Source organism: Planococcus sp. ISL-109, from assembly GCF_018613655.1.
Lineage (GTDB): Bacteria > Bacillota > Bacilli > Bacillales_A > Planococcaceae > Planococcus.
The window spans coordinates 19,374-43,456 of the sequence record NZ_JAGGPW010000016.1 but is presented as its reverse complement, the minus strand read 5'-3'; the positions used below and the strand labels follow the sequence as shown (position 1 = coordinate 43,456).

The following is a 24,083-nucleotide window of genomic DNA, read 5'->3' as shown; positions in this document are numbered from 1 at the left end:
CAATCCCCCGCCTTTTTTGTATGCATGAAATAAATCGACTATAATGAAGACAGACTCTTAGGAGGGATGTATATGGACGGGAAAAAAAGAAGCGATGTAAAACCGGGTATCGAGGTGAACGTCATTTTGAAGCAAGACCAGCGAACCGGCAAGAAAACAAAAGGCGTCGTAAAGGATTTGTTGACGAATTCTGCAACGCACCCGCACGGCATTAAAGTGCGCCTGCAAGATGGGCAAGTCGGACGTGTTTGTGAAATCTTAAGCGGGAAATAAATGCGAGGAGGGATCTGCGGTGAGTGAGCAGCGAAAAAACGAGGATTTGCAGCAAGCGGATCCTCGAAGAATCGGAAAGAACCGCACGAGCAAAGAGCAAGATGAAGCCGAACGGGTACATGAAGATTTAGCTGCACGAAAAGATCAGCGCAAAACCGGCGATCCCGCCAAACCGCAGGAGCGGAATTTCATTTAAGCAAAAAGCGGGCCGCTAACTAGGGCCTGCTTTTATGCTATTATGATAAGGATTGCCAACGCATAAAGGAGTCTATTATGAGCGATTTTTTTGAACGCAAAAAACAACAACTCGGTGTCGAGTTAAATAAAATACAGAAAAAAGCTGTTACGAAAACACAAGGGCCGCTGTTACTGCTCGCGTGCCCAGGGTCGGGTAAGACAACGACGATGATCATGCGGATCGGCTATTTAATCGAAGAGCAAAAGGTCTCGCCAAAACGCATCAAAGCGATCACTTTCAGCCGGGCATCCGCCAAGGATATGCTCGAGCGTTACGAACGCTTTTTTCCCGAGCTTTCGCCGGTTGATTTTTCGACGATCCATAGCCTCGCCTTTCAAATTACACGGGAGCATTTAGCTTCGGACGATTACATCATGATCGAAGGAAATGATGTGAATCGCCTAAGTAAAAAGCGCTTGCTGCGCGATATGTATGCGACTGAGAATGATGAGCCGATCACCGATGATCAATTGGAAGAATTGGTGTCTTTCATCAGTTTTGTCAAAAATAAAATGCTGCCGAAGAAAAAATGGAAGCAGCTCGACGAACCGTTTCCAAGTGCCATCGATATTCTCACGACCTATGAAGAGTTCAAGGAAAACCACGAACCGCGGCTTGTGGATTTTGATGATATGCTGACGGTCGCTTTTGACGCGCTCAGCAAGAATTCGAAATTGCTGGCAAAATATCAACAGCGATGGGACTACGTTATGACAGATGAAAGCCAGGATACGTCTATGGTCCAACATGCCATCGTGGAAATGCTCGTCGAACGGCACCGTAATTTATGTGTTGTTGCAGATGACGATCAGTCGATTTATACGTGGCGCGCTGCAGAGCCAAGTTATTTACTGAAGTTCCGGGAAGTTTACCCGGATGCTTATATCATGAAGATGGAGCGCAATTACCGCTCATCGGGTCTGATTGTCAGCACCGCCAACCAGTTTATCAAAACGAACAAACTGCGCCATGACAAAAACATGTTCACCCATATGCCTGAAGGCGAGCCGGTCATGCTACGCCGGCTTGCCTCGCAGGAAGCGCAGCTGAAGTATATTGTGAAAGAACTTTCAGGATTAGAAGAATATGGAGATACAGCGATTTTATACCGCAACAATTCTTCCTCCACTTTGTTGATGGATGAGTTGGACCGACTCGGCATTCCGTTTTATATGAAAGACGCCGACAATCGATTTTTCAGCCATTGGGTCGTCCAGGATGTCCTGAATTTCATGCGCTTTATCTTGCGCCCTGACCGGGTGGATTTGTACTCTAAAGTCGCTTCCAAAACGAATGCCTATTGGTCTGCATCACAGTTGCGCCAACTCGGCCGTATGGAAGCGACGAAAAAGCATGCTTTTGATGAAATCACACTGGCGATCCAGTTGAAGGATTACCAACTGCGGATTATAGGAGAGCAGCGGAAAGTGATGGAAGCATCGAAAGAGATGACACCAGTGAAAGTGATACGGGCCATCCGCCGCGATATAGGCTATGACCAGATGCTCTCGAGCCGTGCAGAGAAATTCGGCATGAAGCTCGATTATTTGCAGCAGATCCTCAGCACGCTCGAACAAATTGCCGAACCGCTTCCGACGATGACCGATTTTGCAAAACGCCTGAAACAGCTTGAGGCGGCAACAAACCAAGCAAAAATCGAAAAAACCGATGACATGCTGACATTGTCTACAATGCATAGCTCTAAAGGCTTGGAATTTGACCGGGTATACTTGATCGATTTGGTGGAAGGCGTAGTACCGACAGAAGAAGATGCGGAAGACCCGGCTTTGCTCGAAGAAGCACGGCGCCTTTTCTATGTCGGCATGACGAGAGCAAAGCGCCATCTGGAATTGATCAGCTATGATAAGGAGTCCCGTTTTGTAGAGGAAGTGCGGCGCATCGCCTTGCCTAACATGAAAAAAACAGAAGCCCGCAAGCCTGCTCCTCTAGCAGCTCCGAAAGCGAAGATCACCATGCCGGATAATCCCGATGCGGTCAGCTCTATTGACGAACTGCACATAGGTGCGTCAATCCGGCACCGCGTCTTCGGAAACGGCAAGATTATAGAGGTTGACGAAGAGAAAATCGGGATTCAATTTGCTAAAGAGCATAAGGAATTCCTGCTGGAAATTTGCCTGCAATACCAATTGCTCGAATTAGTATAAGGAATTTCTCAGAATGCCGGCAGATGAAAATATATATTTATCACGGCTATTAGTTAGACCGATGACGGAAAAGTGAGGCGCCGAAGATGAAGATCAGGGATTGGAACCGCAGCCTGAAAGTCCGGCTTGTCGGCGAGTTTTTCATGAATACAAGTTTTTGGATGGTGTTTCCGTTCCTGGCGATTTATTTTGCAGAAGAATTCGGAAAAGGGATGGCGGGGTTGTTGCTCATTGTCTCTCAAATGTTTGCCGTAGCCGCCAATTTATTGGGCGGCTATTGTGCGGACCGCTTCGGGCGTAAGCGGATGCTTGTGTCGGCTGCTACCGCGCAAGGCTTCGCTTTCGCCTTGTTTGCCTTTGCGAACTCACCATGGCTCAGTTCACCGGAACTCGGCTTTGTGGCCTTTACACTGGCAAGTATGTGCGGCTCATTGTACTGGCCGGCGAGCCAGGCGATGATCGCCGACGTTATACCGGAGAAATACCGCAGTGATGTGTTCGCGATTTTTTACACGACCTTGAATATTGCGGTCGTTATCGGTCCGTTATTTGGTGCCATTCTGTTTTTCTCGTACCGTTTTGAACTTTTACTTGGTGTAGCGGTCATTTCGATGTTGCTCGGGTTAGTACTGCATTTGTTCACTGATGAGACTTTGCCATCTGAAGTGCTGGACAAATGGCAGACAGGACAGGTGTCAGGCTGGAGAGGCGCAGTGTTTAAGCAATTGAAAGAGTATGGCATCATTTTGAAAGACCGTGTCTTTTTGTTGTTCGTCATTGCAGGGGTATTGGGAGCGCAGACCTTTATGCAACTGGATCTGGTCATCCCGATTTATTTGAAGGAAACAATCGACCGCCAAGTGATTCTCGACTTTTTTGGGCGGGAATGGTCAGTCACGGGGGAAACGTCATTCGGTATTTTGCTTGCACAAAACGGGATGATCGTCGCGCTCTTGACCGTTGTGATTACACGCTGGGTGACGAAATTCCCGGAAAAATGGGTATTTTTCTTTTCAGCTTTATTGTTCGGCATGTCGATGGCGATCTTCCCGATGACGTCTTGGTTCTGGGTGTTCGTTGTCGCAATGGCGGTGTTCACGTTCGCGGAATTGATGATCGTCGGGTTGCAGCAAAGTTTTATCTCGAAACTCGCACCTGAATCGATGCGCGGGCAATATTTTGCTGCCGCAAGCCTTCGCTATACGATCGGCCGGATGATTGCGCCGATCTCCATCCCTATGACTGCCTGGTTCGGCTTCGGTTGGACCTTCATCATCCTTGGCATGTTTGCTGTATTCAGCGGGTTTGTTTATCTCTGGATGTTCCAGTTATATGAAAAGAGAACAGCCGGTAATACAGTTGGCTGACAATAAAAAAAGTCTGAGCATATAGCTCAGACTTTTTTGGTGTTTAATTTTGTTCTTTAGCTAATTTTACGAGCATGTGGGCTAGCATATGCTGTTCTTCTTTGTCACCGACTTGCCATAAGCGCTGTAAGAGGTATTCTTCGCTGTTTTTCGGATCTTCTTTTTTCGCCAAATAATCGGCTACTTTCGTTGCGAGCTGTGCGATGCGCTCTTCACTTAATCCCATTTTCTCGCCCATTGCGACTTTGTCGCCTAAGTAATCGATGAATGTCGAGAACTCTGCCAAAATTTGTTCTTTCTTTTTACTGTCTGTGTTTTGCAGTTTTTCTTCTACTTTTTTATCGATATTTTCCATGAATAGTTCACTCCTCATCGTTTTGCAGCTATTCATTGTTTACCACTGTCTCCATGCTTTAAACGTGTGAATATTGAAAAATAAACAATTAGGTTTCGTTTAAGTACGGCAGGTTGGGGTATTCAGATAACAAGTAAGGATTAAAGGAGGATGATGGCTGAATGACATTATACGACGAAATCCAAGAACTGAAGAATTTCGAGTGTCCAGATCGCTGCGTCTTGAGCGTTTACCTCAATACAAACCCAGCGGACCCGGAAGCTCAAAATGGTGCATGGAAAATCCAATTGAAAAATGGGTTGAAGCGCATCGAAGAATATTTGACTGCCTCGAACAATGAAAACGAATTGAAAGCGTATAAGCAATTGCGCAAAAAAGTGGAAAAGGAAATAGCGGACAATCAAGGCGACCTCCAGAAGGGTGTCGTTATTTTTGCATCACCCAAAGATGATCTATTCTGGGTGAAGCATTTACAGATCTCCGTCAAAACCGATTTCCAATGGGAAACAAAACCGGCACTCGATCAATTGCGTTATATTTACAAAGCGTATCCGTATGCTGGTGTTATTTTGCCGAGCTTTAAAGGCATCCGTGTCCTCGATACATCCGTTGGCATCGTCAACGAAGAGGTGTATTATGAATTCGATGCGGGACTTGAAGTGTGGACAGAGCAAAAAGGGGTCAGAAGTTCTGGGCGCATCCAAGGACGAAGCGCTGCAGGCTCTCAAGGCGGCGGTGCTGCTGGAGGAAACAGTCCAGTCATTGGCGGCAGCGGCGGCGGAAGCCCCACGGATCAACTCGACCACCGCTTAAAAGAAAATTTGGACCGTTTCTACAAAGATATGGGCTCGAAGATCGAGAAACTGAAAAAAGAACGCCGCTGGGAAGAAATTCACGTCATCGGAGAAGCCGAACATGCACAGTCCTTCGCAAAAGTGCTCAACCAAAAACCGAACAGCTGCATCCATAAAAACTTTATCAACAATAGTACAGATAAAATTCTCCACGAAGTATTCGAGAAATAACAAAAGCTCCGGCATTTGCCGGAGCTTTTTAGTTTGCTTGCGGACAGAACGTGCACGTGCCGAACGGCGGCAATTCCTTGTACAAGCAGCAAGTTTTTCGCAGCGGTGCAGATACTGCGCGTTCAAGTGGTACGTTGCCGACGAGCTTGTGCCAATAAGAAGTCCGGAGCGGTTGCCAGTTTGCCGGATCTGACAACCATTCCACATCTTCTGCTACCAGGCGCGGATGGTGTTGCTGCATGGTCGCGTAATGCCATATAAGAGAGCCAAGAACATTGTCCCAGCAGGTGATGGGAGAGATTTTCGCGTGCGCCCGCAATTGCTGGAGCAGTGCGTCTGTTTGGTCGACCAGAATATAATGATACGCTTCTCCGCGTTGCTCTTTTGGAACTTTGATAAAGTCAGCTGAATCCACGTGGAACGACATGAGCGGTAAGCCATAATTTTGCATACGGCCAAAGCGTAGGTTTTCAGGTGCCGTCTTGAAATAGCCGCCATGCTGGTGGATCAGGCTAAATTGTGCCGTAACGAACAATGCGAACTGACGGAAAAAGTAGGACACGGCGACGCCGTTTGTTTCGGTTCCGCACCATTCTTTTAATTCCTCGACCAATGGTTTCGGTTCTGCCGAAAAGGGGAGGGCAGCGGGCCGGTCAACGATGACCGTTTGCATTTGAAGTGCGTGTTTTGCCTCGGCAGGCAAGTTCATCTCGATTCCCCCTTTTTCTTCATGCTAACGGAAGAAAGATCGGCTGCCAAGTATCGCTCGTTAAACATGCTTTCAAAGAAAAAATGCCTCTTCCCGAATAAGGAAGAGGCATTTTAAGTTTAAACTGTTTGAAGCGCGACAGCAGGGCCGAAGAATTCATAATGGATCTGCTCATCAGACATGCCGAGTGCGTGCAATTCGCTGATCATTTTTTCCATGAATGGAACCGGACCGCAAACGTATACATCGCCGCTTACATCGACCATATCTTCCAATATTTCACGAGTGATATAGCCTTGCGGTTCGTCGGAATACAATGCTTTGTATTTCGCATTGTCCATGGACGCCACGTGTTTTTGGATGTCTTTGTCGAAGGCGTGCAAAGTTTCATTGCGTGCAGCATGCAGGAAGGAAACCGGGCGTTCCGGTGTTTGGGTTGCCACGGTTTCGAACATGCTCATCATCGGTGTGATGCCGACTCCGCCGCTGACAAATGCGACAGGAGTTCCACGTTTTGCATCGAGCACGAATTCGCCGGCAGGTGCACTGACTTCAATGCGGTCGCCTTCGTTTAGTTCTTCGTGCAAGTAGACGGAAACGATGCCGTTCGGGTCGTTGTCGGATTCGCGTTTGACGGAAATGCGGAACTCATCCGGACGTGATGCTTGGGATAGGCTGTACTGGCGGTTGAAGAGGAATTCTTCTCCAGGAATCGCCAAGCGCACTGTGATATATTGTCCAGCATCATATGATGGAACACTTTTGCCATCTGCCGGTTTCAAATAGAAAGAAGTGATATTTTCGCTTTCTTTGACTTTGCGGGCAATGGTGAAATCCTTGAAGAAGATCCAGCCGTTTTCTTGAGCAGCTACTTGTTCGTACATGCCGTCCTCCATGTTGATGAAGACATCGGCGATGACGCCGTAAGCCTCTGCCCAAGCGTTCATGATATCATCAGTCGCTGCATCGCCGAGCACTTCTTTGATCGCTTTCAGCAAATATTCTCCGACGATCGGGTAATGTTCTGCTTTTATACCTAAGCTGATGTGCTTGTTGGCGATCTTGACGACTGCCGGAAGGATCGCTTCCAAATTATCGATATGGACAGCAGCCGCGTACACTGTATTGGCAAGTGCCGCTTGCTGGCGCCCCTGTTTTTGGTTTGCTTGGTTGAATATATTTAAAAGTTCAGGATGCGCTTCGAACATATTGCTGTAAAAAACGGTTGTAATAGTCTTTCCGTGTTCAGCTAATACAGGGGCGGTGGATTTGACGATTGTTCTTGTTTGTTCGGATAACATAGTCAATCTCTCCTTTTGTTTTCTATAGTCTTACTATACAATGGATAATGATTTAAAGATATATTTAAAATACATCTTTAAAATTTGGACACATTTTCTTTCACAGAAAAGTCACACATGGAGTTTCCTGTTGAAATGCCGATATCCTTCCGAATGCGTTTCCTTTCCAGAAACTTGGGCGGCAAGTATAATGAACGTGCAGGGAAGGTGAAACTGATGAGGTTAACGATGTATACGGATTACTCATTGCGCGTGCTGATTTATTTAGGAACAAAAGAAGAAGATAAACTGACAACTATCCAGGAAATTTCTGATGCTTACAATATATCCAAAAACCATTTGATGAAAGTGACGTTTGAACTCGGTAAAGCCGGCTTTATCGAAACCGTCCGAGGGCGCGGTGGGGGCATCCGCTTGGCCGATCGTCCGGAGAATATCAATATCGGAACTGTCGTGCGCCAGATGGAAGAAGATTTTCAATTAGTGGAATGCTTCAGTTCTGAACACAACACATGTCCCATTTCTCCGATCTGCGGGCTGCGCGGAGTTCTCGGTAAAGCCTTGCATGCGTATTTATCCGTTTTGGATGAGTACAATCTGAAAGATCTCTTATTCAATAAAGAAGGATTGCGCGATTTATTGCGCACATAGAAAGATCAGCTGATTGTAATGGAGGTCGACGCTATCCGCGGGTATGGCTGGAATCGCCACCTCCATTACAATCAGTCGATTTATTTCAATATGAAAAGAGCTATCACCAAAAGTCATTTTCATGGCTTTTGGGATAGCTCTTTTTTTACAATTCGATTGTTTGCGGCTCTTTGCCTTTGCGGTTCATTAAACGTACGCGTGACGGTGTAATGGCGAGAATGATCAGATTCGTGTCGTCAGGGCCCTCGAACCAGCCGCGCAGATGTTCGGTCCATACTTTGTCGATCATTTCGCGGTCATCACGAAGCGACATTTGCCCTTCGATTTCCAAAAAACTGTCGCCTTCGCCTTCGCCTTCATAGCCTAGCAAAATGTGGGCATTCGGGTTTTTCTCGAGCTCATCCACTTTTTGGGTTTGCTTACTGGTCGCCGTATACAAAGTGAACTCGTCATTGAAGAAAGTCATATAACGGGAATGCGGCTTATTGTCTTTGATCGTCGCCAATGTTCCAATCATGCTGTCCTCTAATATTTGAAGTGCAGCTTTTTTTAGTTCTTGTTGTGCCATTGCAATCTCTCCTTTGCATTTTTATCCGAAGGTAAATTTAATCTGGTTATTTTTCGTCGCTTGATGAACTGTCCTTTGTCTCGCGTGGATTGGCTTCATCTTCCATGTCCTGCTTCAAGTCTTCCAAAGGGATAGCGTCGACGTTCATTTCCTCTTCGTGCATTTCGTGTAAGGTTTTTTTATCTGTCTTAACTTGCTCGGGGTTATCCATTGGAGCCGCATCACTTGTTTTACGGTCTTTTTCGTTAAAATGGTCTTTTTCTGACATAATTAGCACCTCTCCTTTAACGTTCTAGTCTATCTATTCCTTAATCGGAGTGCTTTAAAACATTAGAGCTTGCTGGTGGAAACTTGCTATCGTATGATTAATTAATGGGATTTAATAAGGAGAGTGGTTGTACAATGGCGCAACAATCAAAAATGACAGTAGGCGGTTTAAGTTTCGAATGGGATCTTTCGGAAGGGCGTTTCCTGTTTGAAGGACGGGATTCAGTGTTGTTTTGGACCTCAACTGCCATGAAAATGTTTTTTGACTCCATCGAAGAAATATCTGGCGAGGAAGCAGCAGCAGTTGTGTTGGAGACGACCGGTTTCCGCCAAGGGCAAGTTGTCGGGGATTATTTCCATAAAGCGGGCGGGATTTCAGTTCTTAAAGCGGCTGAACTCATCACCAATACATATGCATCGGCCGGATGGGGATTAGCAAAGATCCACAATCTGGATGTTGGAGCAGGTACGTTGGAAGTTGCTTTGAAAAACAGCTGGGAACATCAAATTAATGTCGCGCAAGAAAAAAAGGTAGGCGGCAGCTTTTTGCCGGCGCATTATGCGGGCATTTTCAGTTCACTACTCGAACGCAGCATTTGGTATAAAGTGGTTCATTACCAAATCGAAGGCTATGATGAGAGCCTGATCCGTTATTTCCCGTCGGATCAGACGATTGAGAAAAACATCCATTCACTGGCACGGCGCAAGGAAGCGGAAAAGATCCGCGAACTTGAGCAGCTTGTAGATGAAAAAACGGCCGACCTCCATGACATGATCCAGGAAATTTCATCGCCGCTTATCCCGGTGCTGGAAGGTATTGTGGTTGTGCCGCTTTTGGGCCGTTACGATGAAGCGCGGGCTGAAGAGCTGTTGATCAAGACACTCGAAAATCTACCGAGGCATAAAGCGAAATACCTGCTGCTCGATTTGACAGGGCTGAATGAAAATTTCAATCAGCACGCAGCGATGCTCATCGAAAAACTGGCAGCAACTGCATCCCTTATTGGAACCGAAACCTTGCTGGTTGGCATCTCACCGCATATGAGCATGACCATTACAGAAACAGGTGTCGATCTTTCAGGCAGTCAATGTTTCCGCACACTTCAACACGGCATTCATTTTGCCTTAGCTCAAAACGGCAGAACGATCGTTTAGCCAAAGCAGCTTTAGTCATCCTCCACGGGGATCACGAAGCTGCTTTTTTGTTTGCGGATGTTCAGAAAAAAATTAAAAGTGAAAAAATACTATTTTGTATATTGAGATTTCTTCAAGGGAATGGTAAGCTCAAAAAGAATAATACATAGCTGACTACTAGGGGAGCCGGAATTGACTGGCTGAGATGAGCAAAGCTCGAACCCTCTGAACCTGAACTGGACCATGCCAGCGGAGGGAAGTGGTGCGTATGCTTCTATCTGTCTGCATACACCGCTTTCCCATGGGGAAAGCGGTGTTTTTTGTGGCGCTGGAAGTCACACATAAGCGGAAAGGAGACGAGACATTTGGAGGAAACATGGAGCTATATCGAATCAGGACCCTGTACACCGGCTTATAATATGGCGATGGACGAAGCGATGATGAATTGGCAGCGCAAAACCGGTATGCCACCCGTCCTCAGGTTTTACAGTTGGGCACCGGCTGGAATTTCAGTCGGCTTTTTTCAGAAACTGAACGGCAGCATTGATCTCGAAGCGGCAGCGAACTTAGGCATACCGTTAGTCAGAAGACAGACCGGGGGAAAAGCTGTGCTGCATGATCAGGAATTGACGTATAGTGTCGTGATTCCAGAGCATCATCCATCCATGCCGAAATCGGTGAAAGAAGCATATTTGGTCATTTCGCGCGGATTGCTCGAAGGCTACCGGAACTTAGGGATCCATGCAGAACTCGCGGCTGAGACGAAGCGGCAAAAAGAGTCTTCTGCAGTGTGCTTTGAAGAGCCTTCGTGGCATGAGCTGACTGTAGCAGGCAAAAAAGCGGCGGGCAGTGCACAGACACGGAAACAAGGAATCATTTTGCAGCATGGTTCGATTCCGCTCTCGCTCGATGAAGCCATCTTGTTTGAACTGTTTGTTTATCCGAGTAGAGCGGTGAAGGAAAGAGCGCGCAACGCGTTCCGCAAACGCGCAGTAGCGATCAATGACTTAGTGGAAGAGCCAGCAGACTTCAACAAGGTGCAGGCAGCGTTTAAAAGCGGTTTCGAGACAGGGCTTAATATCCGATTGGAGAAATTCGAACCCCCGACTGAACTGCTCGAAGAAGTACGTTTACTGGAAGCGAAATATGCGAGTGAAGAATGGAACTATCGACGAGAAGAGAAAGGGGAGCTTATGCGATGACGAAAGCGAAACAGCGAGAACGGAAACCCGACTGGTTGAAAGTGAAATTGAACACGAACGAAACCTATAATGACATGAAGAAACTGATGCGTGAAAAGAACTTGAATACGGTATGCGAAGAGGCCAAATGCCCGAATATCCATGAATGCTGGAGTGAGCGGCGCACGGCCACCTTTATGATCCTAGGCGATACATGCACGCGGGCTTGCCGTTTCTGCGCCGTCAAAACAGGCGTACCGAACGAATTGGATTGGGGCGAGCCAGAGCGCGTAGCGGAGTCGACGGAAATCATGAACTTGAAGCATGTCGTCGTCACAGCGGTCGCGCGCGATGATTTAAAGGATGGCGGTGCTGCGGTGTTTGCCGAAACGGTCCGTGCAATCCACCGGAAAATGCCGGCCACAACGGTCGAAATCCTGCCGTCCGATATGAAAGGTGATTACGAAAGCCTGCACATGTTGATGTCCAGTGAACCGGATATTTTCAACCACAATATTGAGACAGTCCGCCGTTTAACGAAACGTGTCAGAGCGAAAGCGACGTATGATCGGTCATTGGAACTGTTGCTGCGCGTCAAGGAAATCGCGCCGCATGTGCCGACCAAGTCGAGCATCATGGTCGGGCTCGGGGAAACAAAGGAAGAAATCCTGCAGGCGATGGACGATTTATTGGCGCACAAAGTCGACATCATGACGATTGGCCAGTATTTGCAGCCGACGCTCAAGCATTTGGATGTGGACCGCTATTACCACCCGGATGAGTTCGCCGAGCTGAAGGAAATCGCACTCTCGAAAGGCTTCAAGCATTGCGAATCAGGGCCGATGGTGCGCTCGTCGTACCACGCCGATGAACAAGTAAGCGAAACCGCTGTGCAGCGGCGCATCAAGTATATGAAAGGCTACGAATCGGCTGGCGAAAAACTCGATCAAATTGATTTTTAACAATAGCAAAAGCCCGCTCTCCGCGAAATTTCTGCGCGGAGAGCGGGCTTTTGTAGTTGAAAATACGGTTGGAAAAACTATTTTGCTGTTTTTGCCACCTCGATGATCACTTGTGTCGCTTTTTCCATGTTCTGTGCGGAAATGAATTCGAATTTGCCGTGATAGTTTTCGCCGCCGGTAAAGATATTCGGTGTCGGCAAGCCCATATACGACAATTGGGAACCGTCCGTCCCGCCGCGCACCGGGAGAATGTCCGCTTGGATGCCCAGCGATTGGATCGCTCGTTCTGCCTGATCGACAATTTCCATCACCGGTTCGATTTTTTCGCGCATATTGTAATACTGGTCGTCCAATTCCAGTTCAATCGCGTCTTCACCGAATTCTTCTTGCAACTTCATGGTGACTTGTTGCATATGGCTCTTTTTCGCTTCGAACTGTTCTTTATCAAAGTCACGGATAATATACTGGAGTACCGCTTCTTCAACGGAACCGTTGAAATTATTCAAATGGATAAAGCCTTCATAGCCTTCCGTCTTTTCCGGTACCGCATCTTGAGGCATTTCGGCTTGGAAACGAATTGCAAGAGTGATGGCATTGACCATCTTGTCTTTTGCAGAACCAGGGTGGACGCTCGTTCCGTGGACAGTCAATTTACCCATCGCCGCATTAAAGCTTTCGTATTGCAGCTCGCCTAATGGGCCGCCGTCCATTGTATACGCATAATCGGCGCCAAAACGGGCGACATCGAATTTATGCGGGCCGCGCCCAATTTCTTCATCCGGTGTAAAGCCGACGCGGATTTTGCCGTGCTCGATTTCCGGGTGCTGGATCAAATATTCCATCGCTGTCATGATTTCCGCGATGCCGGCTTTGTTATCGGCGCCTAGCAGGGTCATGCCGTCCGTCGTGATCAAGGTGTGAGCGATGTAATTGTGCAATGCTGGGAAATCAGCGGTTTTCATCGTCACTTTATCATTAAGAGCAATGTCTTTGCCATCGTAGTTTTCGATGCGCTGCGGATTGACGTCTTTCCCAGTAAAGTCGGTGGCGGTATCGACATGCGCCAAAAAGCCGATGACGGGACGTGTTTCTTCCGTCGTAGCCGGCAAGGTGCCGAATAGGTAACCGTGTCCGTCCACTTCAACTTCCTCAAGCCCGATTGCTTTCATTTCTTTTTCCAGTTCTTTCACTAAATCCCATTGCCCCGGAGTAGAGGGGGTTGCTTCATTTTCAAAATCAGATTGCGTGTCGATTTTCGCGTAACGGACCAATCGTTCGATCAAAGTTTCGATCATTATAAAGCCTCCTATAATATGTAATGCTTCAATTTTACCATGAAATTCGGAATACATAGAAAAAACAGCGCCGGGGCACTGTTTTTGTTAGTCTTGCTGTTTGGCTGATAAAGCTTGCTGGTGGGCTTGTTTGACTTGTTCGAGTAAAGAAGCTTCCGTCAGCAGGCGGTAGCCGGTGTTCGCCAGAGCTTTTGCACCTTTGATCAATGCCTCGTTGCCTGCTTTTGAACGGGCCGCTTCGCGGAACTCTTCGGTATGGGCGATCAAGCTTTCAGGACCGATCTTGATGTAGCCATGTGCTGTCGGGACTTCGTAGCTGATGTTGCCAGCATCGGTGGAGCCGAGTCCAGAAATGCGCGACGCGGCAACTTCTTCGCCGAGCGTTTCGAGTTCCGCTTTGACGATTTCATCGAGTGCTGGAGTCACGACCAGGTCTTTCACTTCGTTTTGGAAGCGCTCGATTTCGACGCGGGCACCGGTCGCCAGGGCAGCGCCTTCTGCAATCGCACGGACTTTTTCCGCGGTATCGGCCGTCTTCTTCCATGAATTGCCGCGGATGTAAAAGCGGGCGGAAGCAAATTCCGGAATGATGTTGGGCGCGTCACCTCCGTGGGTGATGATGCCGTGGACCCGTGCGTCATCCGGCAATTGCTGGCGCAGGGCGTTGATGCCGTTAAAGAGCAAAAGTACCGCATCCAGTGCGTTAATGCCTTTTTCCGGAGACCCGGCAGCGTGTGCAGGTTTTCCGTAAAAGTGAAAACTTAGCGGGTCTACGGCGAGCGACGGACCAGTGACCGCAGAATTTCCGGAAGGGTGCAGCATCAGTGCAGCGTCGATCTCTTCGAGCAATCCGTGTTTGACGAAACTGCCTTTGGCGCTGCCATTTGGACCGCCTTCTTCTGCAGGAGTACCGAGGACGACGACGCGTCCACCAGTGGAATCCAAAGTTTTACTAAGTGCGATGGCTGCTGCGACACTTGTCGTGCCGATAATATTATGGCCGCATGCATGGCCGATTCCCGGCAAAGCGTCATATTCAGCGAGAAACGCGATGGTCGGGCCCGGCTTGTTGCTTTTTTTGCTAGCGAAAAATGCGGTATGGTGGCCCGCGACGCCCACTTCAACTTGGAAGCCGGCTTCTTCAAGCAAACCGGTGAGCAAATCGCTCGCAAAAACTTCCTCGTTGCCGATTTCTGGATTTTCATGGATGGCATGGCTGATCCGCAAGTATTGGGCGCGATTGTTTTCAATCGACTCGGTAATCGTTTCGCGCGCTTCAGTAATGATGGTCATCTGAATTCCTCCTTAATGGATCACTGATAATCGACTAATTCTTCAACGGATACGAAAGTTGGGATTTGTGCACCTTTTGAGTATTCGACGACAAATTCAGCGGTATCATCTTCCTGATACAGTTCGACGATGCGCTGGAACGCTTCGTTATCTTCCTGGCCGGCTTGTGCGGCAATTAAATTAATGTAAGGTTTAGCGGTATCGCTTTCGCGTGCAATCGGGTCTTCCGATGGATTCAATCCGGCATCGATTGCAACGCCGTTATTGATGATGGAAGCTTCGACATCAGCCATAGCGCGCGGTGTGTGGCCGGAAGTCATCGGCATGATTTCAATGTTTTTCGGGTTGTCGACGATATGTTCAGCCGTCCCGGTCAAACCGGCATCCTCGGACAAGGTGATGAGTCCTGCTTCATCCAATAGCAGCAAGGCGCGGCCCATATTGGTCGCTTCGTTCGGCATTGCGATTTGAGCGCCCTCCGGAAGGTCGTCGATCGATTCGTATTTTTCGGAATACAAGCCCATCGGTGCAATGACGGTAGAGCCGATCGGCACGATGTCGACATTATGCTCTGCCACGAATTCATCGAAATAAGAAATTGTTTGGAATGCGTTCAAATCGAGTTCACCTTCAGCGAGTGCCAAATTCGGCGCCACATAATCCGAGAACGTGATGATGTCGAGTTCGATGCCTTCTTCAGCGGCTTTGTCGCCGACATAATCCCAGATAGTCGTATCCGAACCGCTGATGCCGAGCGTGACGGTTGTTGTTTCGCCGGCAGAGTCGTCGCCTCCGCAGGCTGTGAGTAGAGTAGCTAAGCCGGCTGTTGCAAAAAGAGCTGTAATTTTTTTCATGATGAAATCCTCCAATGTTTTTTAAAGTAGTTGAATTAATGGTGTTTATAGAGTAACTAACTGCGCCTCACGCGGCGGGACATGAGGTTGCCGAGCGATTGGACGCCTTGGACGAGTACGACGAGTATCGCGACCGTCAAGAACATGACCATGGTGTCGAAGCGCTGGTAGCCGTAAGTGATGGCCAAGTCACCGAGTCCGCCGCCTCCGATGGCACCGGCCATGGCGGATGCCCCGATCAAGCCGACGATGGCGATAGTCAAAGCGAGTACCAGTGAACTGAGCGCTTCCGGAATGAGAAAGCGGAAAATGATTTGTCCTGGGGATGCACCCATTGCCTGGGCCGCTTCGATGACGCCTTTATCGACTTCGAGCAGCGAGTTTTCAATGAGCCGTGCGATATACGGACCGGCGTAAAACACTAAAGGCACGATGGCTGCGGCGGTACCGATCGAAGTGCCGACGATGAGCCGGGTCAACGGAATGATCGCAACCATCAAAATAATGAACGGAATCGAACGGAATATGTTGATGACAATGTTCAATATGTTGAACACCACTTCGTTTTCCAGTAAATGCCCTTTTCTCGTGACGACTAGCAAGATGCCGAGCGGCAAGCCGATGACGAGCGAGAAGACGAAGGAGGCGCCGGTCATATAGAACGTTTCCCATAAAGCTTCTAAAATTTGTGATTGATTAACCTGCATGCTGCTGAACCTCCTCTACATGAATATTGTCGTTGCGGATCGAAGCGAGTGCACGGTCGATTTCGGCGCGCGCACCGTCGAATTCAACAATCAAATTGCCATACGGAATGCCTTGGAGTTCAGTGATATTGCCGAACAACACATTCAAATCAAGCTGGAATTCGCGTGACACACGCGACATAAATGGCTGGCCGACAGAACTTCCGGTAAACTGCAAACGGTAAATCGGCCGGCTCTTATCGTTCTGATGGATCTGGTCGAGCAGCGAATCCGGCAATTCGTCGTTCATGACCGAGCGGACAAAGCGCTTCGTCGTGGTGTGTTGGGGTTTGGTGAAGACTTCGAACACGCTGCCTTGTTCGATGATGCGTCCTTCTTCGAGCACCGCCACTTTGTCGCATATTTCCCGGATAACGCCCATTTCATGGGTGATGAGCAAAATGGTGATATTGTATTCCTTGTTGATGCGGCGCAGTAAATCCAAAATCGACTGCGTCGTTTGCGGGTCGAGTGCGGAAGTTGCCTCATCGCATAAAAGAATCGATGGGTTGGTCGCAAGCGCTCTAGCGATGCCGATGCGCTGCTTCTGGCCGCCGGACAATTGATCCGGATATTTTTGAGCTTGGTCGGCAAGTCCGACAAACTCTAATAATTCACTGACTTTCCGGTCGATTTCAGCTTTCGGCGTCTTGGCGAGCAAGAGCGGCATCGCAATATTATGGTGCACCGTTTTCGAGTTCAGCAAATTAAAATGCTGGAAAATCATGCCGATGTCTTTGCGGATGTCGCGGATTTTTCTGGCAGTTAAAGCTGAAATGTCCTGTCCGTGGATAAACACCCGTCCGGAAGTTGGACGCTCGAGCAAATTTACCGTCCGGATCAAGGAGCTTTTTCCAGCGCCGCTAAAACCGATGACACCGTATATTTCACCGGTTTCAACGGTCAAGTCGATGCCGTTGAGTGCATGGACTTCCTGTTTGCCGGATACATACGTTTTCTTGACTGCTTCAAATTGAATCATGGTGTCCCTCCTGTGGCTGCAAATAACGATTCGAATGAGTGCGAACGAACACTTTTCTGAAATAACAAAGGAGCCCTCTTTTTTCTTATACGCAAGAAAAAAGAGGGCTCCAATTATGAAACCATCTCATTCTCATCTTCCAAATGCCGAAGCATTTGCAGGAATTAGCACAGTTTTCGCTGGTTGGCGAATCTGCTGCCGAAACGTCATAGGGCCTGTCCCTCGGTTTCTCTGGATAAGAAAGTGATGTAAGCTATTCAATTCGTGATTCCTACTCTATTTTGAAATAGCGAAAAAGTCAACGGGTTTGGTGAAAAAAATTTTTGGTGAAAATGTCACTATAGTAGTTATAATTTTTAGAAAATTATGCTTGACTTTAAACAGTGATGTCCTCTATACTTTGCCACAAGCAAAAAAATAGCTGAATACTCTTATCACGAGTGGCGGAGGGAATAGGCCCTACGATGCCCGGCAACCAACAGGCATATGTCTGGAAAGGTGCTAAATCCTACAGTTCTGCATTTGCAGTGCTGGAAGATGAGAGGAGGTAAATCCGTACATTACGGCCCTCTTCTTTCTGAAGAGGGTCTTTTCTGTCCTCCTCAAAACATCTCGACATCTCAAAATCACAAGAAAACAGGAGGAATTGACAATGACAAACTTTAAACCCGAAACACTTCTACTTCACGGCGGCCAGGAACCGGATCCAGTAACAGGTTCACGGGGAGTGCCGGTCCATAAAACGACTTCTTATGTATTTAAAGATACAGAGCATGCACAGAATTTATTCGGCTTGAAAGAAACGGGTAATATCTACTCCCGCATCATGAACCCGACTGTCGATGTGTTCGAACAGCGCGTCGCCTTGCTAGAAGGTGGAACGGCTGCAGTCGCTTTGTCATCCGGCATGGCGGCCATCGCATTCTCAGTGTTAAACGTCGCTGAAGCCGGTGACGAAATCGTTGCTGACAGCAATTTATATGGAGGGACGTACAATCTATTCGCTAACACCTTGCCGCGCTATGGCATTACGACAAAGTTCGTCGATGCGACCGATCCGGAAAACTTCCGTGCCGCGATTACCGATAAAACGAAAGCATTGTTCGGTGAAATTATCGGAAACCCGAGCTTGAACGTGTTCGATGTCGAGCGTGTCGCACAAATCGGCCATGAAAATGGCATCCCGCTGTTGATCGATAACACATTCGCGTCGCCGTTCGTCAGCAATCCGATTGAATTTGGGGCAGATGTGGTCATCCACTCCGCGACGAAATGGATCGGCGGACACGGAACGACGATCGGCGGAGTCGCGGTCGATGCCGGCCGATTCAACTGGGACAACCCGCGCTTCCCGAACTACACAGAGCCGGATGAATCGTATCACGGCATCCGCTTCGGCATCGATGTGCCGGAGGCTGCTTTCGCAACGAAACTGCGCGTTCAGTTGTTGCGTGATTTCGGTCCATCTCTCAGCGCGGACAGCGCACATGCATTACTGCAGGGACTGGAAACCTTACACTTGCGCATCCCGCGCCATAGCAGCAATGCACAAAAAGTCGCTGAATATTTAAAAGATCATCCGCAAGTGGAATGGGTCAATTACCTCGGGTTTGAAGATCATCCATCAAGTGAGCTCGCGAAAAAATATTTGAAAGATAGCTATGGATCGATCGTAAACTTCGGCATCAAAGGCGGACGGGACGCAGGACGGAAAGTGATCGATGGCGTCAATCTATGGTCTCACGTGGCGAATGTCGGCGATGCCAAATCGCTGATTATCCACCCGGCTTCGACGACCCACCAGCAATTGACGGCAGAAGAATTGGAAAATAGCGGGGTCACGGAAGAATTGATCCGTTTGTCTGTAGGATTGGAGAACCATGAAGATCTGATCGCTGATTTGGAGCAAGCTATCAAAGCGGCGGTACTCGAGAACGCGTAAGGAGGGATTCGGATGACGACAGTATCCATCGGCCAGCTGACACTTGAATCGAATGACAATTTACATGAAGTGGAATTGGCATATGAACGTGCCGGCAATAAGTCGGCACCGGCAATTCTCATTTGCCATGCACTGACGGGCGACCAATATGCAGTGGGAACTCCAGGAGAGCCAGGGTGGTGGGCAGGGTTGATCGGCCCGGGCAAAGCGGTGGATACCGAGTTGTTCCAAGTCATTACCTTTAACGTGCTCGGCGGATGCAACGGTTCGACAGGGCCGTTATCGATCAATCCGAAAACAGGGTCCCCTTACCGTGCATCGTTTCCTGAGCTAACTATCCGCGACATGGTAAGAGCGGAGCGGAAAGCGCTGGAAGCTCTCGGCATCGATCATCTTGCAGCCGTTATCGGCGGTTCTCTTGGCGGCATGAAAACTTTGGAATGGGCGAGGTTATATCCAGAGTTTCTGGACACGGCAATTGCGCTCGCGGTGACGCCTTATTACGGGGATTACGGTGTCGCGTTCAATCATATCGGCATTCAGGCAATCGAGAACGATCCGGATTTTCAGGACGGCGAGTATGATCCGAATGTCCGGCTCAAAGGGTTCGAAATTGCGCGGATGGCTGGGATGGTCACGTACCGGAGCGGCCAATTGTTCAATGGGCGCTTCGGCCGTGCGCGCTGCGGAGAAGATTTTGAAGTTCAGTCCTATTTGGATTATCAAGGACGTAAGCTGGCAGACCGCTTTGACCCGAACAGCTATCTGGTTTTGCTGAAAGCGATGAACACTCATGATGTAGAGGAAGCAGAACTATCTGCTGAACTTCTTTCGATTTCCTATAGCCATGATTTGTTATACCCGGGAGAATTAATGGTCCCATGGGTCGAAAACCAGCCGAACGCCAAGTGGGAAAAAATCAATACCGATTTCGGCCATGACGGGTTCTTGGTGGAATTCGAAAAATGGGATCATCATGTGCGGAATCAACTCAAAAAAACGGTGATCGCCAAAAGCCACGCATTAGCGTAAGCAACTAAAAAAGATCGGAGCCACGTCGGCTCCGATCTTTTTTTGCGCTTCGTCAATCCTCGTCTTTAATATCGATATCGTCCGGAATAGGCTTAGTGCGCCATTCCTCGAGCTCTAGTTTGGCAATTTCTAGCTGTTGGAAATGGCTTTCGAACTGAGAGGTGTTGATCATGTATTGTTCCCCATCATGGACTGCGCGAATCCGGCCTTCAAGTACATAGCGGTTGACTTGTTCTTCCGGCATCGACAAAAAAGTGGCAGTTTCCTGGACTGTCATATACATACGATCGCCTCCTCTTTTTTATCTATTATATTCCCCCTTTACCTCTATCTCAAACTATCTGGGCCGTGGTATGTTTAGCGGAGCGGATGGAATTTTTTTCATTATGTATTGTGAAAAATAGTCGGTTTTATTTACTGCAAAAAAATGAAGTTATACAAGTTGAACTAATAAATTTCCACTGTAGATATTCCGCAAAACCACTCCGAGAAAAGCTTTACTCAATTCTCACTGCGTTCGGGCATCGCAAATGAATAAGCTCAGGGCAATCCTTTGCGACGCAGTGCGCAGCACGGTTTTCTCCGTAGTTTTGCTCCATATCTGTTTGTTTGTTCGCAAATTGTTAGTGTTCAAGTAGTAGTGGTAATTCACTGATATTTCTTTAGTTCAACATATATATCAACAAGTGATTCAACTTTTTAATATATAGAAGGAAAGTGGTGGAAATACATGCAAAAAAAGGCATACATATGGGTGTTGTTCGCGGCGATGTTGTGGGGGACAACCGGAACAGCTCAAACTTTCCTGATAGGCGAAGCCCATCCGCTGACGATCGGTGCAGCGCGGCTCGCAATCGGCGGATTCGGGCTTCTGCTGTTCGTGTGGCTATCCGGAGCATTGCGCGGTGCACACATCCCTTGGTTGTGGGTTGGGCTATCTGCACTGTGCATGGCGTTATTTCAGCCCTTCTTTTTTTCTGCTGTCCAATTGACTGGCGTCGCGATCGGGACAGTCGTGGCGATCGGCAGCGCACCCGCTTTTTCGGGGGTCTTGGAAGCGCTCGTGATGAAACGTAAGGCGGAACGTGTCTGGGTGTTCTCGACGATCCTGTCGATTACCGGCTGTATTTTACTTTTTGCGAATAGCGGGGGCTATGTGGTGGAACCGCTTGGTGTTTTATTGGGTTTGCTGGCGGGATTGGCATTTGCAGGATATGCAATGTGCAGTAAAAATGTACTGGCAAAAATGGACGTTGTTCCAGCAGTGGCTGTTATCTTTTCATTGAGCGGCCTAGTACTTCTGCCGTTTCTCGTTTTCTTGGATACCGGCTATTTGGCAGAGCCGCGAAATCTGATCCTTGTCGCTTATCTTGGCCTCGCGGCGACAAGTTTAGCCTATTTATTATTTTCAAGCGGACTGAAAACAATTCCATCTTCTTCTGCGGTGACTTTATCGCTTGCCGAACCGTTGACCGCCTCGATTCTCGGGGTGGCGGTAGTCGGGGAGAGCTTAAGCGGGCAGTCATGGGCGGGGGTCGCCTTATTGCTTGGCGGCATTGCGTTATTAGCGTTCGGCAAAGGAAGCAAAACTTAAGAATTTCTTCAGAATTTCAGTGGGTTGCCCTTAAGATTTGTACTCTACATTGAACTACCCCACTTAAACGCTTTGGCGTTTTGAAGTGGGGCTTCCTAAGACCTGACATGAACCAGCTTCTGGCGCAAGCGCTGGCAGAACACGAGGAAGCGATCACGAAATCCCGATTGGATGTGCGGGTGACTGCTCCTGAGCAGCCACTGTATGCATCGGTGGATGGCCAGAAATGGTGGCGCCTTCTCGATAACCTGATCTTGAATGCGACCAAATATTCCTTGGTGAACAGCCGTGTGTATATTGCCCTCTCAGAACAATCAGGAGAAATCGTTATGACCATCAAAAACGTGACGCGCTATGAACTCGGTGATGGAAGAATTGCTGGCGCGACCGCGGCGATACACCGTGGCAGACTAAAGGGTCGGGCCTTGGCCTTGCGATTGCGCAGTTCATTGTCGACTTGCACGGGGGGCAGATGAAACTGGCAGTGGATGGGGACTTGTTTAAAGTGACCATCATCTTGCCGAAACCATAATATGCGAAGCAATCCGATTTACTGCGCCAGTTGAAGTGAAACTGGCGTTTTTTTGTGGAGTAATGCGCAGGAGAAAATTTGCAATGGGAGCACAAAAAACCATTAATTAAGATGGAAAAACTGACAATTTAAGTTTAGGAAATTTATAAGAGGGGATAATAAAATAGAATTATAAAATTGTAAAGGAGATGATACATTTGAACGATTTAACCAACTCATTCCGGAATGTTGGGAATACTATCATCAACTATATTCCGAATATTCTCGGTGCCCTGCTATTGCTTGTAGTCGCATGGGTCGTCGCGACGGTGGTCAAAGCAATCTTCGCGAAAGGGCTTAAGAAAATCGGTGCGGACAACGCCATGGTGAAAAGCCATATGGCTAAAACGAAGGAAGATGCGGATGACAAACTGGACTCTATCGGAAAAATTCTTTACTATCTAATCTTCATCCTCTTTATTCCAAGTGTTTTGCAAGCGCTCGATATGCAAAATGTCGCGCAGCCTATTTCGAACATGATGGATAAGTTCCTAGCATTCCTGCCGAACTTGTTCCTCGCACTTTTGATCTTGGTGATCGGTTACTTTGTTGCGAGATTTGTGAAGCGTTTAGTGGAAAGCTTGCTTTCGGCTTTAAACATCGACAAATGGTTCAACAAAATGACCAATAAAACAGGTTCAACTGAGCGCGTGGCACCTAGCGACCAGAACACCATGGCGAAAGTTTTGGCGAACGTGGTCTTCATCATCGTCTTGATTCCGATTGTGACTGTAGCGCTCGAAACATTGAACATCCAGTCGATCTCTCAACCGATTGTCTCGATGCTTAATCAAGTGCTCGGCATGATCCCGAATATTTTCGTCGGAATCATCTTGATCTTGGCAGGTGTTTTCATCGCCAAGTTTGTGGGCGACTTGCTCATCAGCTTGCTGAACGGCACAGGCATCAACCGCTTTTCAACTTACTTGAGCCCGGACAAAACGACAGAGCCGTCATTTGATATTGCTCAAATCATCGGCAAGGTTGTCCAGGCCATCATCATCATCTTCTTTGTAGTTGAAGCGATGAATGTTCTGCAACTCGAAGTGTTGAATTCGATCGGCAACGCGATTATTGCTTACTTGCCGCTTTTGATTAGCTCACTCATCATCTTGGGGCTAGGATTAATCGGGGGTAGCATGCTCGGCAGTTACATCAAGCGTGTATCGGGCAACAAATTGCTTGGTGGAATCGTCAAATATGCGATCTTTGTCATCGCCATCTTCATGACACTTGATCAGTTGAATTTTGCATCAAACATCGTGAATCTTGCCTTCCTGTTCATCATTGCAGGGCTTGCCGTGGCATTTGCCATCTCATTCGGTATCGGTGGACGCGAGTTTGCGAAAAATCAATTGGCTAAAATGGAACAGAAAATGGAAGAAGAAGATAACAAACCGAATATGTAAGAAATATTCTCTGCGCCTGAAAATTTCAGGCGCAGTTTTTTTGTGTTTTTTTGCAAGAGATAAAGAGAAGTTTCAGTCAGCGGGGTTTTCTTCATCCCTGCTGAGCGTTAAAGCGGGATAAAAACAACGAAATGCATAAAAAAACATTTATATTCAAAATTATTTTGAA

Annotated in this window: 25 protein-coding genes and 3 riboswitches; of the genes, 14 read left to right on the top strand and 11 right to left on the bottom strand. The window is 47.9% G+C overall.

The window, feature by feature from the left end:
- Positions 1-72 precede the first annotated feature (72 nt).
- The 4 genes from J7E21_RS12235 (at position 73) to J7E21_RS12220 (ending at position 4,043) form a co-directional block, all read left to right on the top strand.
- Positions 73-273, top strand: a complete 201-nt coding sequence (locus tag J7E21_RS12235; protein WP_215108122.1) for a YwbE family protein — start codon at positions 73-75, stop codon at positions 271-273.
- Between the two features lie 19 nt (positions 274-292).
- Positions 293-469 (top strand): hypothetical protein, encoded by a 177-nt coding sequence (locus J7E21_RS12230; RefSeq protein ID WP_215108120.1) that lies wholly within the window; start codon positions 293-295, stop codon positions 467-469.
- 77 nt (positions 470-546) lie between these two features.
- Entirely contained in the window at positions 547-2,676 is a 2,130-nt protein-coding gene (locus J7E21_RS12225; protein ID WP_215108118.1) for an ATP-dependent helicase, read from the top strand.
- Between the two features lie 86 nt (positions 2,677-2,762).
- Positions 2,763-4,043, top strand: a complete 1,281-nt coding sequence (locus J7E21_RS12220) for an MDR family MFS transporter (protein WP_215108116.1) — start codon at positions 2,763-2,765, stop codon at positions 4,041-4,043.
- A gap of 43 nt (positions 4,044-4,086) precedes the next feature.
- Here the strand turns inward: J7E21_RS12220 and J7E21_RS12215 are convergent, their stop codons facing one another.
- Positions 4,087-4,398 (bottom strand): DUF3243 domain-containing protein, encoded by a 312-nt coding sequence (locus J7E21_RS12215; protein ID WP_215108114.1) that lies wholly within the window; start codon positions 4,396-4,398, stop codon positions 4,087-4,089.
- A gap of 161 nt (positions 4,399-4,559) precedes the next feature.
- On the opposite strand from J7E21_RS12215, the gene J7E21_RS12210 reads away from it, so the two are divergent.
- Positions 4,560-5,423 (top strand): VLRF1 family aeRF1-type release factor, encoded by an 864-nt coding sequence (locus J7E21_RS12210; protein WP_215108111.1) that lies wholly within the window; start codon positions 4,560-4,562, stop codon positions 5,421-5,423.
- Positions 5,424-5,451: 28 nt separating this feature from the next.
- On the opposite strand, the gene J7E21_RS12205 is transcribed toward J7E21_RS12210, so the two are convergent.
- Both J7E21_RS12205 and hmpA read right to left on the bottom strand, forming a co-directional pair.
- Positions 5,452-6,132, bottom strand: coding sequence for a hypothetical protein (locus J7E21_RS12205; protein ID WP_215108109.1), 681 nt, complete (start codon positions 6,130-6,132; stop codon positions 5,452-5,454).
- 119 nt (positions 6,133-6,251) lie between these two features.
- Positions 6,252-7,433, bottom strand: coding sequence for an NO-inducible flavohemoprotein (gene hmpA / locus J7E21_RS12200; RefSeq protein WP_215108107.1), 1,182 nt, complete (start codon positions 7,431-7,433; stop codon positions 6,252-6,254).
- Positions 7,434-7,649: 216 nt separating this feature from the next.
- Here hmpA and J7E21_RS12195 point away from each other — a divergent pair, with 216 nt between their 5' ends.
- Complete coding sequence (locus J7E21_RS12195) at positions 7,650-8,084, top strand: RrF2 family transcriptional regulator (protein ID WP_215108105.1); 435 nt, start codon at positions 7,650-7,652, stop codon at positions 8,082-8,084.
- A gap of 145 nt (positions 8,085-8,229) precedes the next feature.
- Here J7E21_RS12195 and J7E21_RS12190 read toward each other — a convergent pair whose 3' ends face one another.
- Together J7E21_RS12190 and J7E21_RS12185 are read right to left on the bottom strand one after the other, a co-directional pair.
- Positions 8,230-8,652 (bottom strand): pyridoxamine 5'-phosphate oxidase family protein, encoded by a 423-nt coding sequence (locus J7E21_RS12190; protein WP_215108103.1) that lies wholly within the window; start codon positions 8,650-8,652, stop codon positions 8,230-8,232.
- Positions 8,653-8,698: 46 nt separating this feature from the next.
- Positions 8,699-8,920 (bottom strand): hypothetical protein, encoded by a 222-nt coding sequence (locus tag J7E21_RS12185; RefSeq protein ID WP_215108101.1) that lies wholly within the window; start codon positions 8,918-8,920, stop codon positions 8,699-8,701.
- A 134-nt stretch (positions 8,921-9,054) separates the two neighbouring features.
- On the opposite strand from J7E21_RS12185, the gene J7E21_RS12180 reads away from it, so the two are divergent.
- The 3 genes from J7E21_RS12180 to lipA all read left to right on the top strand — a co-directional run bounded on the left by J7E21_RS12180 (position 9,055) and on the right by lipA (position 12,196).
- Positions 9,055-10,074 (top strand): STAS domain-containing protein, encoded by a 1,020-nt coding sequence (locus J7E21_RS12180; RefSeq protein WP_215108099.1) that lies wholly within the window; start codon positions 9,055-9,057, stop codon positions 10,072-10,074.
- 148 nt (positions 10,075-10,222) lie between these two features.
- Positions 10,223-10,328: riboswitch (TPP riboswitch) on the top strand.
- 144 nt (positions 10,329-10,472) lie between these two features.
- Positions 10,473-11,255 carry a lipoate--protein ligase family protein gene (locus J7E21_RS12175; RefSeq protein WP_215108154.1) on the top strand — a complete coding sequence of 261 codons (783 nt, stop codon included), beginning with the start codon at positions 10,473-10,475 and terminating at the stop codon, positions 11,253-11,255.
- Positions 11,252-12,196 (top strand): lipoyl synthase, encoded by a 945-nt coding sequence (lipA, locus tag J7E21_RS12170; protein WP_215108091.1) that lies wholly within the window; start codon positions 11,252-11,254, stop codon positions 12,194-12,196. Before J7E21_RS12175 ends, lipA begins: the two co-directional genes overlap by 4 nt.
- Positions 12,197-12,273: 77 nt before the next feature.
- Here lipA and pepT read toward each other — a convergent pair whose 3' ends face one another.
- From pepT to J7E21_RS12145, 5 genes are all read right to left on the bottom strand, one after another.
- Positions 12,274-13,491 (bottom strand): peptidase T, encoded by a 1,218-nt coding sequence (gene pepT / locus J7E21_RS12165; protein ID WP_215108089.1) that lies wholly within the window; start codon positions 13,489-13,491, stop codon positions 12,274-12,276.
- 87 nt (positions 13,492-13,578) lie between these two features.
- The gene (locus J7E21_RS12160; RefSeq protein WP_215108087.1) at positions 13,579-14,784 is read right to left on the bottom strand and encodes a M20 family metallopeptidase; all 1,206 of its coding nucleotides are present in this window, start codon (positions 14,782-14,784) and stop codon (positions 13,579-13,581) included.
- Between the two features lie 20 nt (positions 14,785-14,804).
- Entirely contained in the window at positions 14,805-15,638 is an 834-nt protein-coding gene (locus J7E21_RS12155) for a MetQ/NlpA family ABC transporter substrate-binding protein (protein WP_215108085.1), read from the bottom strand.
- A 56-nt stretch (positions 15,639-15,694) separates the two neighbouring features.
- Positions 15,695-16,345, bottom strand: coding sequence for a methionine ABC transporter permease (locus J7E21_RS12150; RefSeq protein ID WP_215108083.1), 651 nt, complete (start codon positions 16,343-16,345; stop codon positions 15,695-15,697).
- Positions 16,335-17,366, bottom strand: a complete 1,032-nt coding sequence (locus tag J7E21_RS12145) for a methionine ABC transporter ATP-binding protein (protein WP_215108081.1) — start codon at positions 17,364-17,366, stop codon at positions 16,335-16,337. Before J7E21_RS12145 ends, J7E21_RS12150 begins: the two co-directional genes overlap by 11 nt.
- 129 nt (positions 17,367-17,495) lie before the next feature.
- Positions 17,496-17,608: riboswitch (SAM riboswitch) on the bottom strand.
- Positions 17,609-17,794: 186 nt separating this feature from the next.
- A riboswitch (SAM riboswitch) is annotated at positions 17,795-17,910 on the top strand.
- Between the two features lie 108 nt (positions 17,911-18,018).
- Here J7E21_RS12145 and J7E21_RS12140 point away from each other — a divergent pair.
- Both J7E21_RS12140 and metX read left to right on the top strand, forming a co-directional pair.
- Positions 18,019-19,308 carry an O-acetylhomoserine aminocarboxypropyltransferase/cysteine synthase family protein gene (locus J7E21_RS12140; RefSeq protein ID WP_215108079.1) on the top strand — a complete coding sequence of 430 codons (1,290 nt, stop codon included), beginning with the start codon at positions 18,019-18,021 and terminating at the stop codon, positions 19,306-19,308.
- 12 nt (positions 19,309-19,320) lie between these two features.
- Positions 19,321-20,340 (top strand): homoserine O-acetyltransferase MetX, encoded by a 1,020-nt coding sequence (gene metX, locus J7E21_RS12135; RefSeq protein WP_215108077.1) that lies wholly within the window; start codon positions 19,321-19,323, stop codon positions 20,338-20,340.
- Positions 20,341-20,392: 52 nt separating this feature from the next.
- Here the strand turns inward: metX and J7E21_RS12130 are convergent, their stop codons facing one another.
- Entirely contained in the window at positions 20,393-20,623 is a 231-nt protein-coding gene (locus tag J7E21_RS12130) for a helix-turn-helix domain-containing protein (RefSeq protein ID WP_215108075.1), read from the bottom strand.
- Between the two features lie 447 nt (positions 20,624-21,070).
- Between J7E21_RS12130 and J7E21_RS12125 the strand changes: the two genes are divergently transcribed.
- The 3 genes from J7E21_RS12125 to J7E21_RS12115 all read left to right on the top strand — a co-directional run bounded on the left by J7E21_RS12125 (position 21,071) and on the right by J7E21_RS12115 (position 23,914).
- The gene (locus J7E21_RS12125; RefSeq protein ID WP_215108073.1) at positions 21,071-21,934 is read left to right on the top strand and encodes an EamA family transporter; all 864 of its coding nucleotides are present in this window, start codon (positions 21,071-21,073) and stop codon (positions 21,932-21,934) included.
- Between the two features lie 107 nt (positions 21,935-22,041).
- Positions 22,042-22,410: a histidine kinase gene (locus tag J7E21_RS12120; RefSeq protein WP_215108071.1), complete on the top strand. Its 369-nt coding sequence runs from the start codon at positions 22,042-22,044 to the stop codon at positions 22,408-22,410.
- A gap of 253 nt (positions 22,411-22,663) precedes the next feature.
- Positions 22,664-23,914 (top strand): mechanosensitive ion channel, encoded by a 1,251-nt coding sequence (locus tag J7E21_RS12115; protein WP_215108069.1) that lies wholly within the window; start codon positions 22,664-22,666, stop codon positions 23,912-23,914.
- The last annotated feature ends 169 nt before the right edge of the window (positions 23,915-24,083 follow it).

Bases quoted from the DNA above. Each gene is read 5' to 3' on its own strand.
- J7E21_RS12235 (WP_215108122.1), top strand. From the start codon at position 73: ATGGACGGGAAAAAAAGAAGCGATGTAAAACCGGGTATCGAGGTGAAC.
- J7E21_RS12225 (WP_215108118.1), top strand. From the start codon at position 547: ATGAGCGATTTTTTTGAACGCAAAAAACAACAACTCGGTGTCGAGTTA.
- J7E21_RS12220 (WP_215108116.1), top strand. From the start codon at position 2,763: ATGAAGATCAGGGATTGGAACCGCAGCCTGAAAGTCCGGCTTGTCGGC.
- J7E21_RS12215 (WP_215108114.1), bottom strand. From the start codon at position 4,398: ATGGAAAATATCGATAAAAAAGTAGAAGAAAAACTGCAAAACACAGAC.
- J7E21_RS12210 (WP_215108111.1), top strand. From the start codon at position 4,560: ATGACATTATACGACGAAATCCAAGAACTGAAGAATTTCGAGTGTCCA.
- J7E21_RS12205 (WP_215108109.1), bottom strand. From the start codon at position 6,132: ATGAACTTGCCTGCCGAGGCAAAACACGCACTTCAAATGCAAACGGTC.
- hmpA (WP_215108107.1), bottom strand. From the start codon at position 7,433: ATGTTATCCGAACAAACAAGAACAATCGTCAAATCCACCGCCCCTGTA.
- J7E21_RS12195 (WP_215108105.1), top strand. From the start codon at position 7,650: ATGAGGTTAACGATGTATACGGATTACTCATTGCGCGTGCTGATTTAT.
- J7E21_RS12190 (WP_215108103.1), bottom strand. From the start codon at position 8,652: ATGGCACAACAAGAACTAAAAAAAGCTGCACTTCAAATATTAGAGGAC.
- J7E21_RS12185 (WP_215108101.1), bottom strand. From the start codon at position 8,920: ATGTCAGAAAAAGACCATTTTAACGAAAAAGACCGTAAAACAAGTGAT.
- J7E21_RS12180 (WP_215108099.1), top strand. From the start codon at position 9,055: ATGGCGCAACAATCAAAAATGACAGTAGGCGGTTTAAGTTTCGAATGG.
- J7E21_RS12175 (WP_215108154.1), top strand. From the start codon at position 10,473: ATGGCGATGGACGAAGCGATGATGAATTGGCAGCGCAAAACCGGTATG.
- lipA (WP_215108091.1), top strand. From the start codon at position 11,252: ATGACGAAAGCGAAACAGCGAGAACGGAAACCCGACTGGTTGAAAGTG.
- pepT (WP_215108089.1), bottom strand. From the start codon at position 13,491: ATGATCGAAACTTTGATCGAACGATTGGTCCGTTACGCGAAAATCGAC.
- J7E21_RS12160 (WP_215108087.1), bottom strand. From the start codon at position 14,784: ATGACCATCATTACTGAAGCGCGCGAAACGATTACCGAGTCGATTGAA.
- J7E21_RS12155 (WP_215108085.1), bottom strand. From the start codon at position 15,638: ATGAAAAAAATTACAGCTCTTTTTGCAACAGCCGGCTTAGCTACTCTA.
- J7E21_RS12150 (WP_215108083.1), bottom strand. From the start codon at position 16,345: ATGCAGGTTAATCAATCACAAATTTTAGAAGCTTTATGGGAAACGTTC.
- J7E21_RS12145 (WP_215108081.1), bottom strand. From the start codon at position 17,366: ATGATTCAATTTGAAGCAGTCAAGAAAACGTATGTATCCGGCAAACAG.
- J7E21_RS12140 (WP_215108079.1), top strand. From the start codon at position 18,019: ATGACAAACTTTAAACCCGAAACACTTCTACTTCACGGCGGCCAGGAA.
- metX (WP_215108077.1), top strand. From the start codon at position 19,321: ATGACGACAGTATCCATCGGCCAGCTGACACTTGAATCGAATGACAAT.
- J7E21_RS12130 (WP_215108075.1), bottom strand. From the start codon at position 20,623: ATGTATATGACAGTCCAGGAAACTGCCACTTTTTTGTCGATGCCGGAA.
- J7E21_RS12125 (WP_215108073.1), top strand. From the start codon at position 21,071: ATGCAAAAAAAGGCATACATATGGGTGTTGTTCGCGGCGATGTTGTGG.
- J7E21_RS12120 (WP_215108071.1), top strand. From the start codon at position 22,042: ATGAACCAGCTTCTGGCGCAAGCGCTGGCAGAACACGAGGAAGCGATC.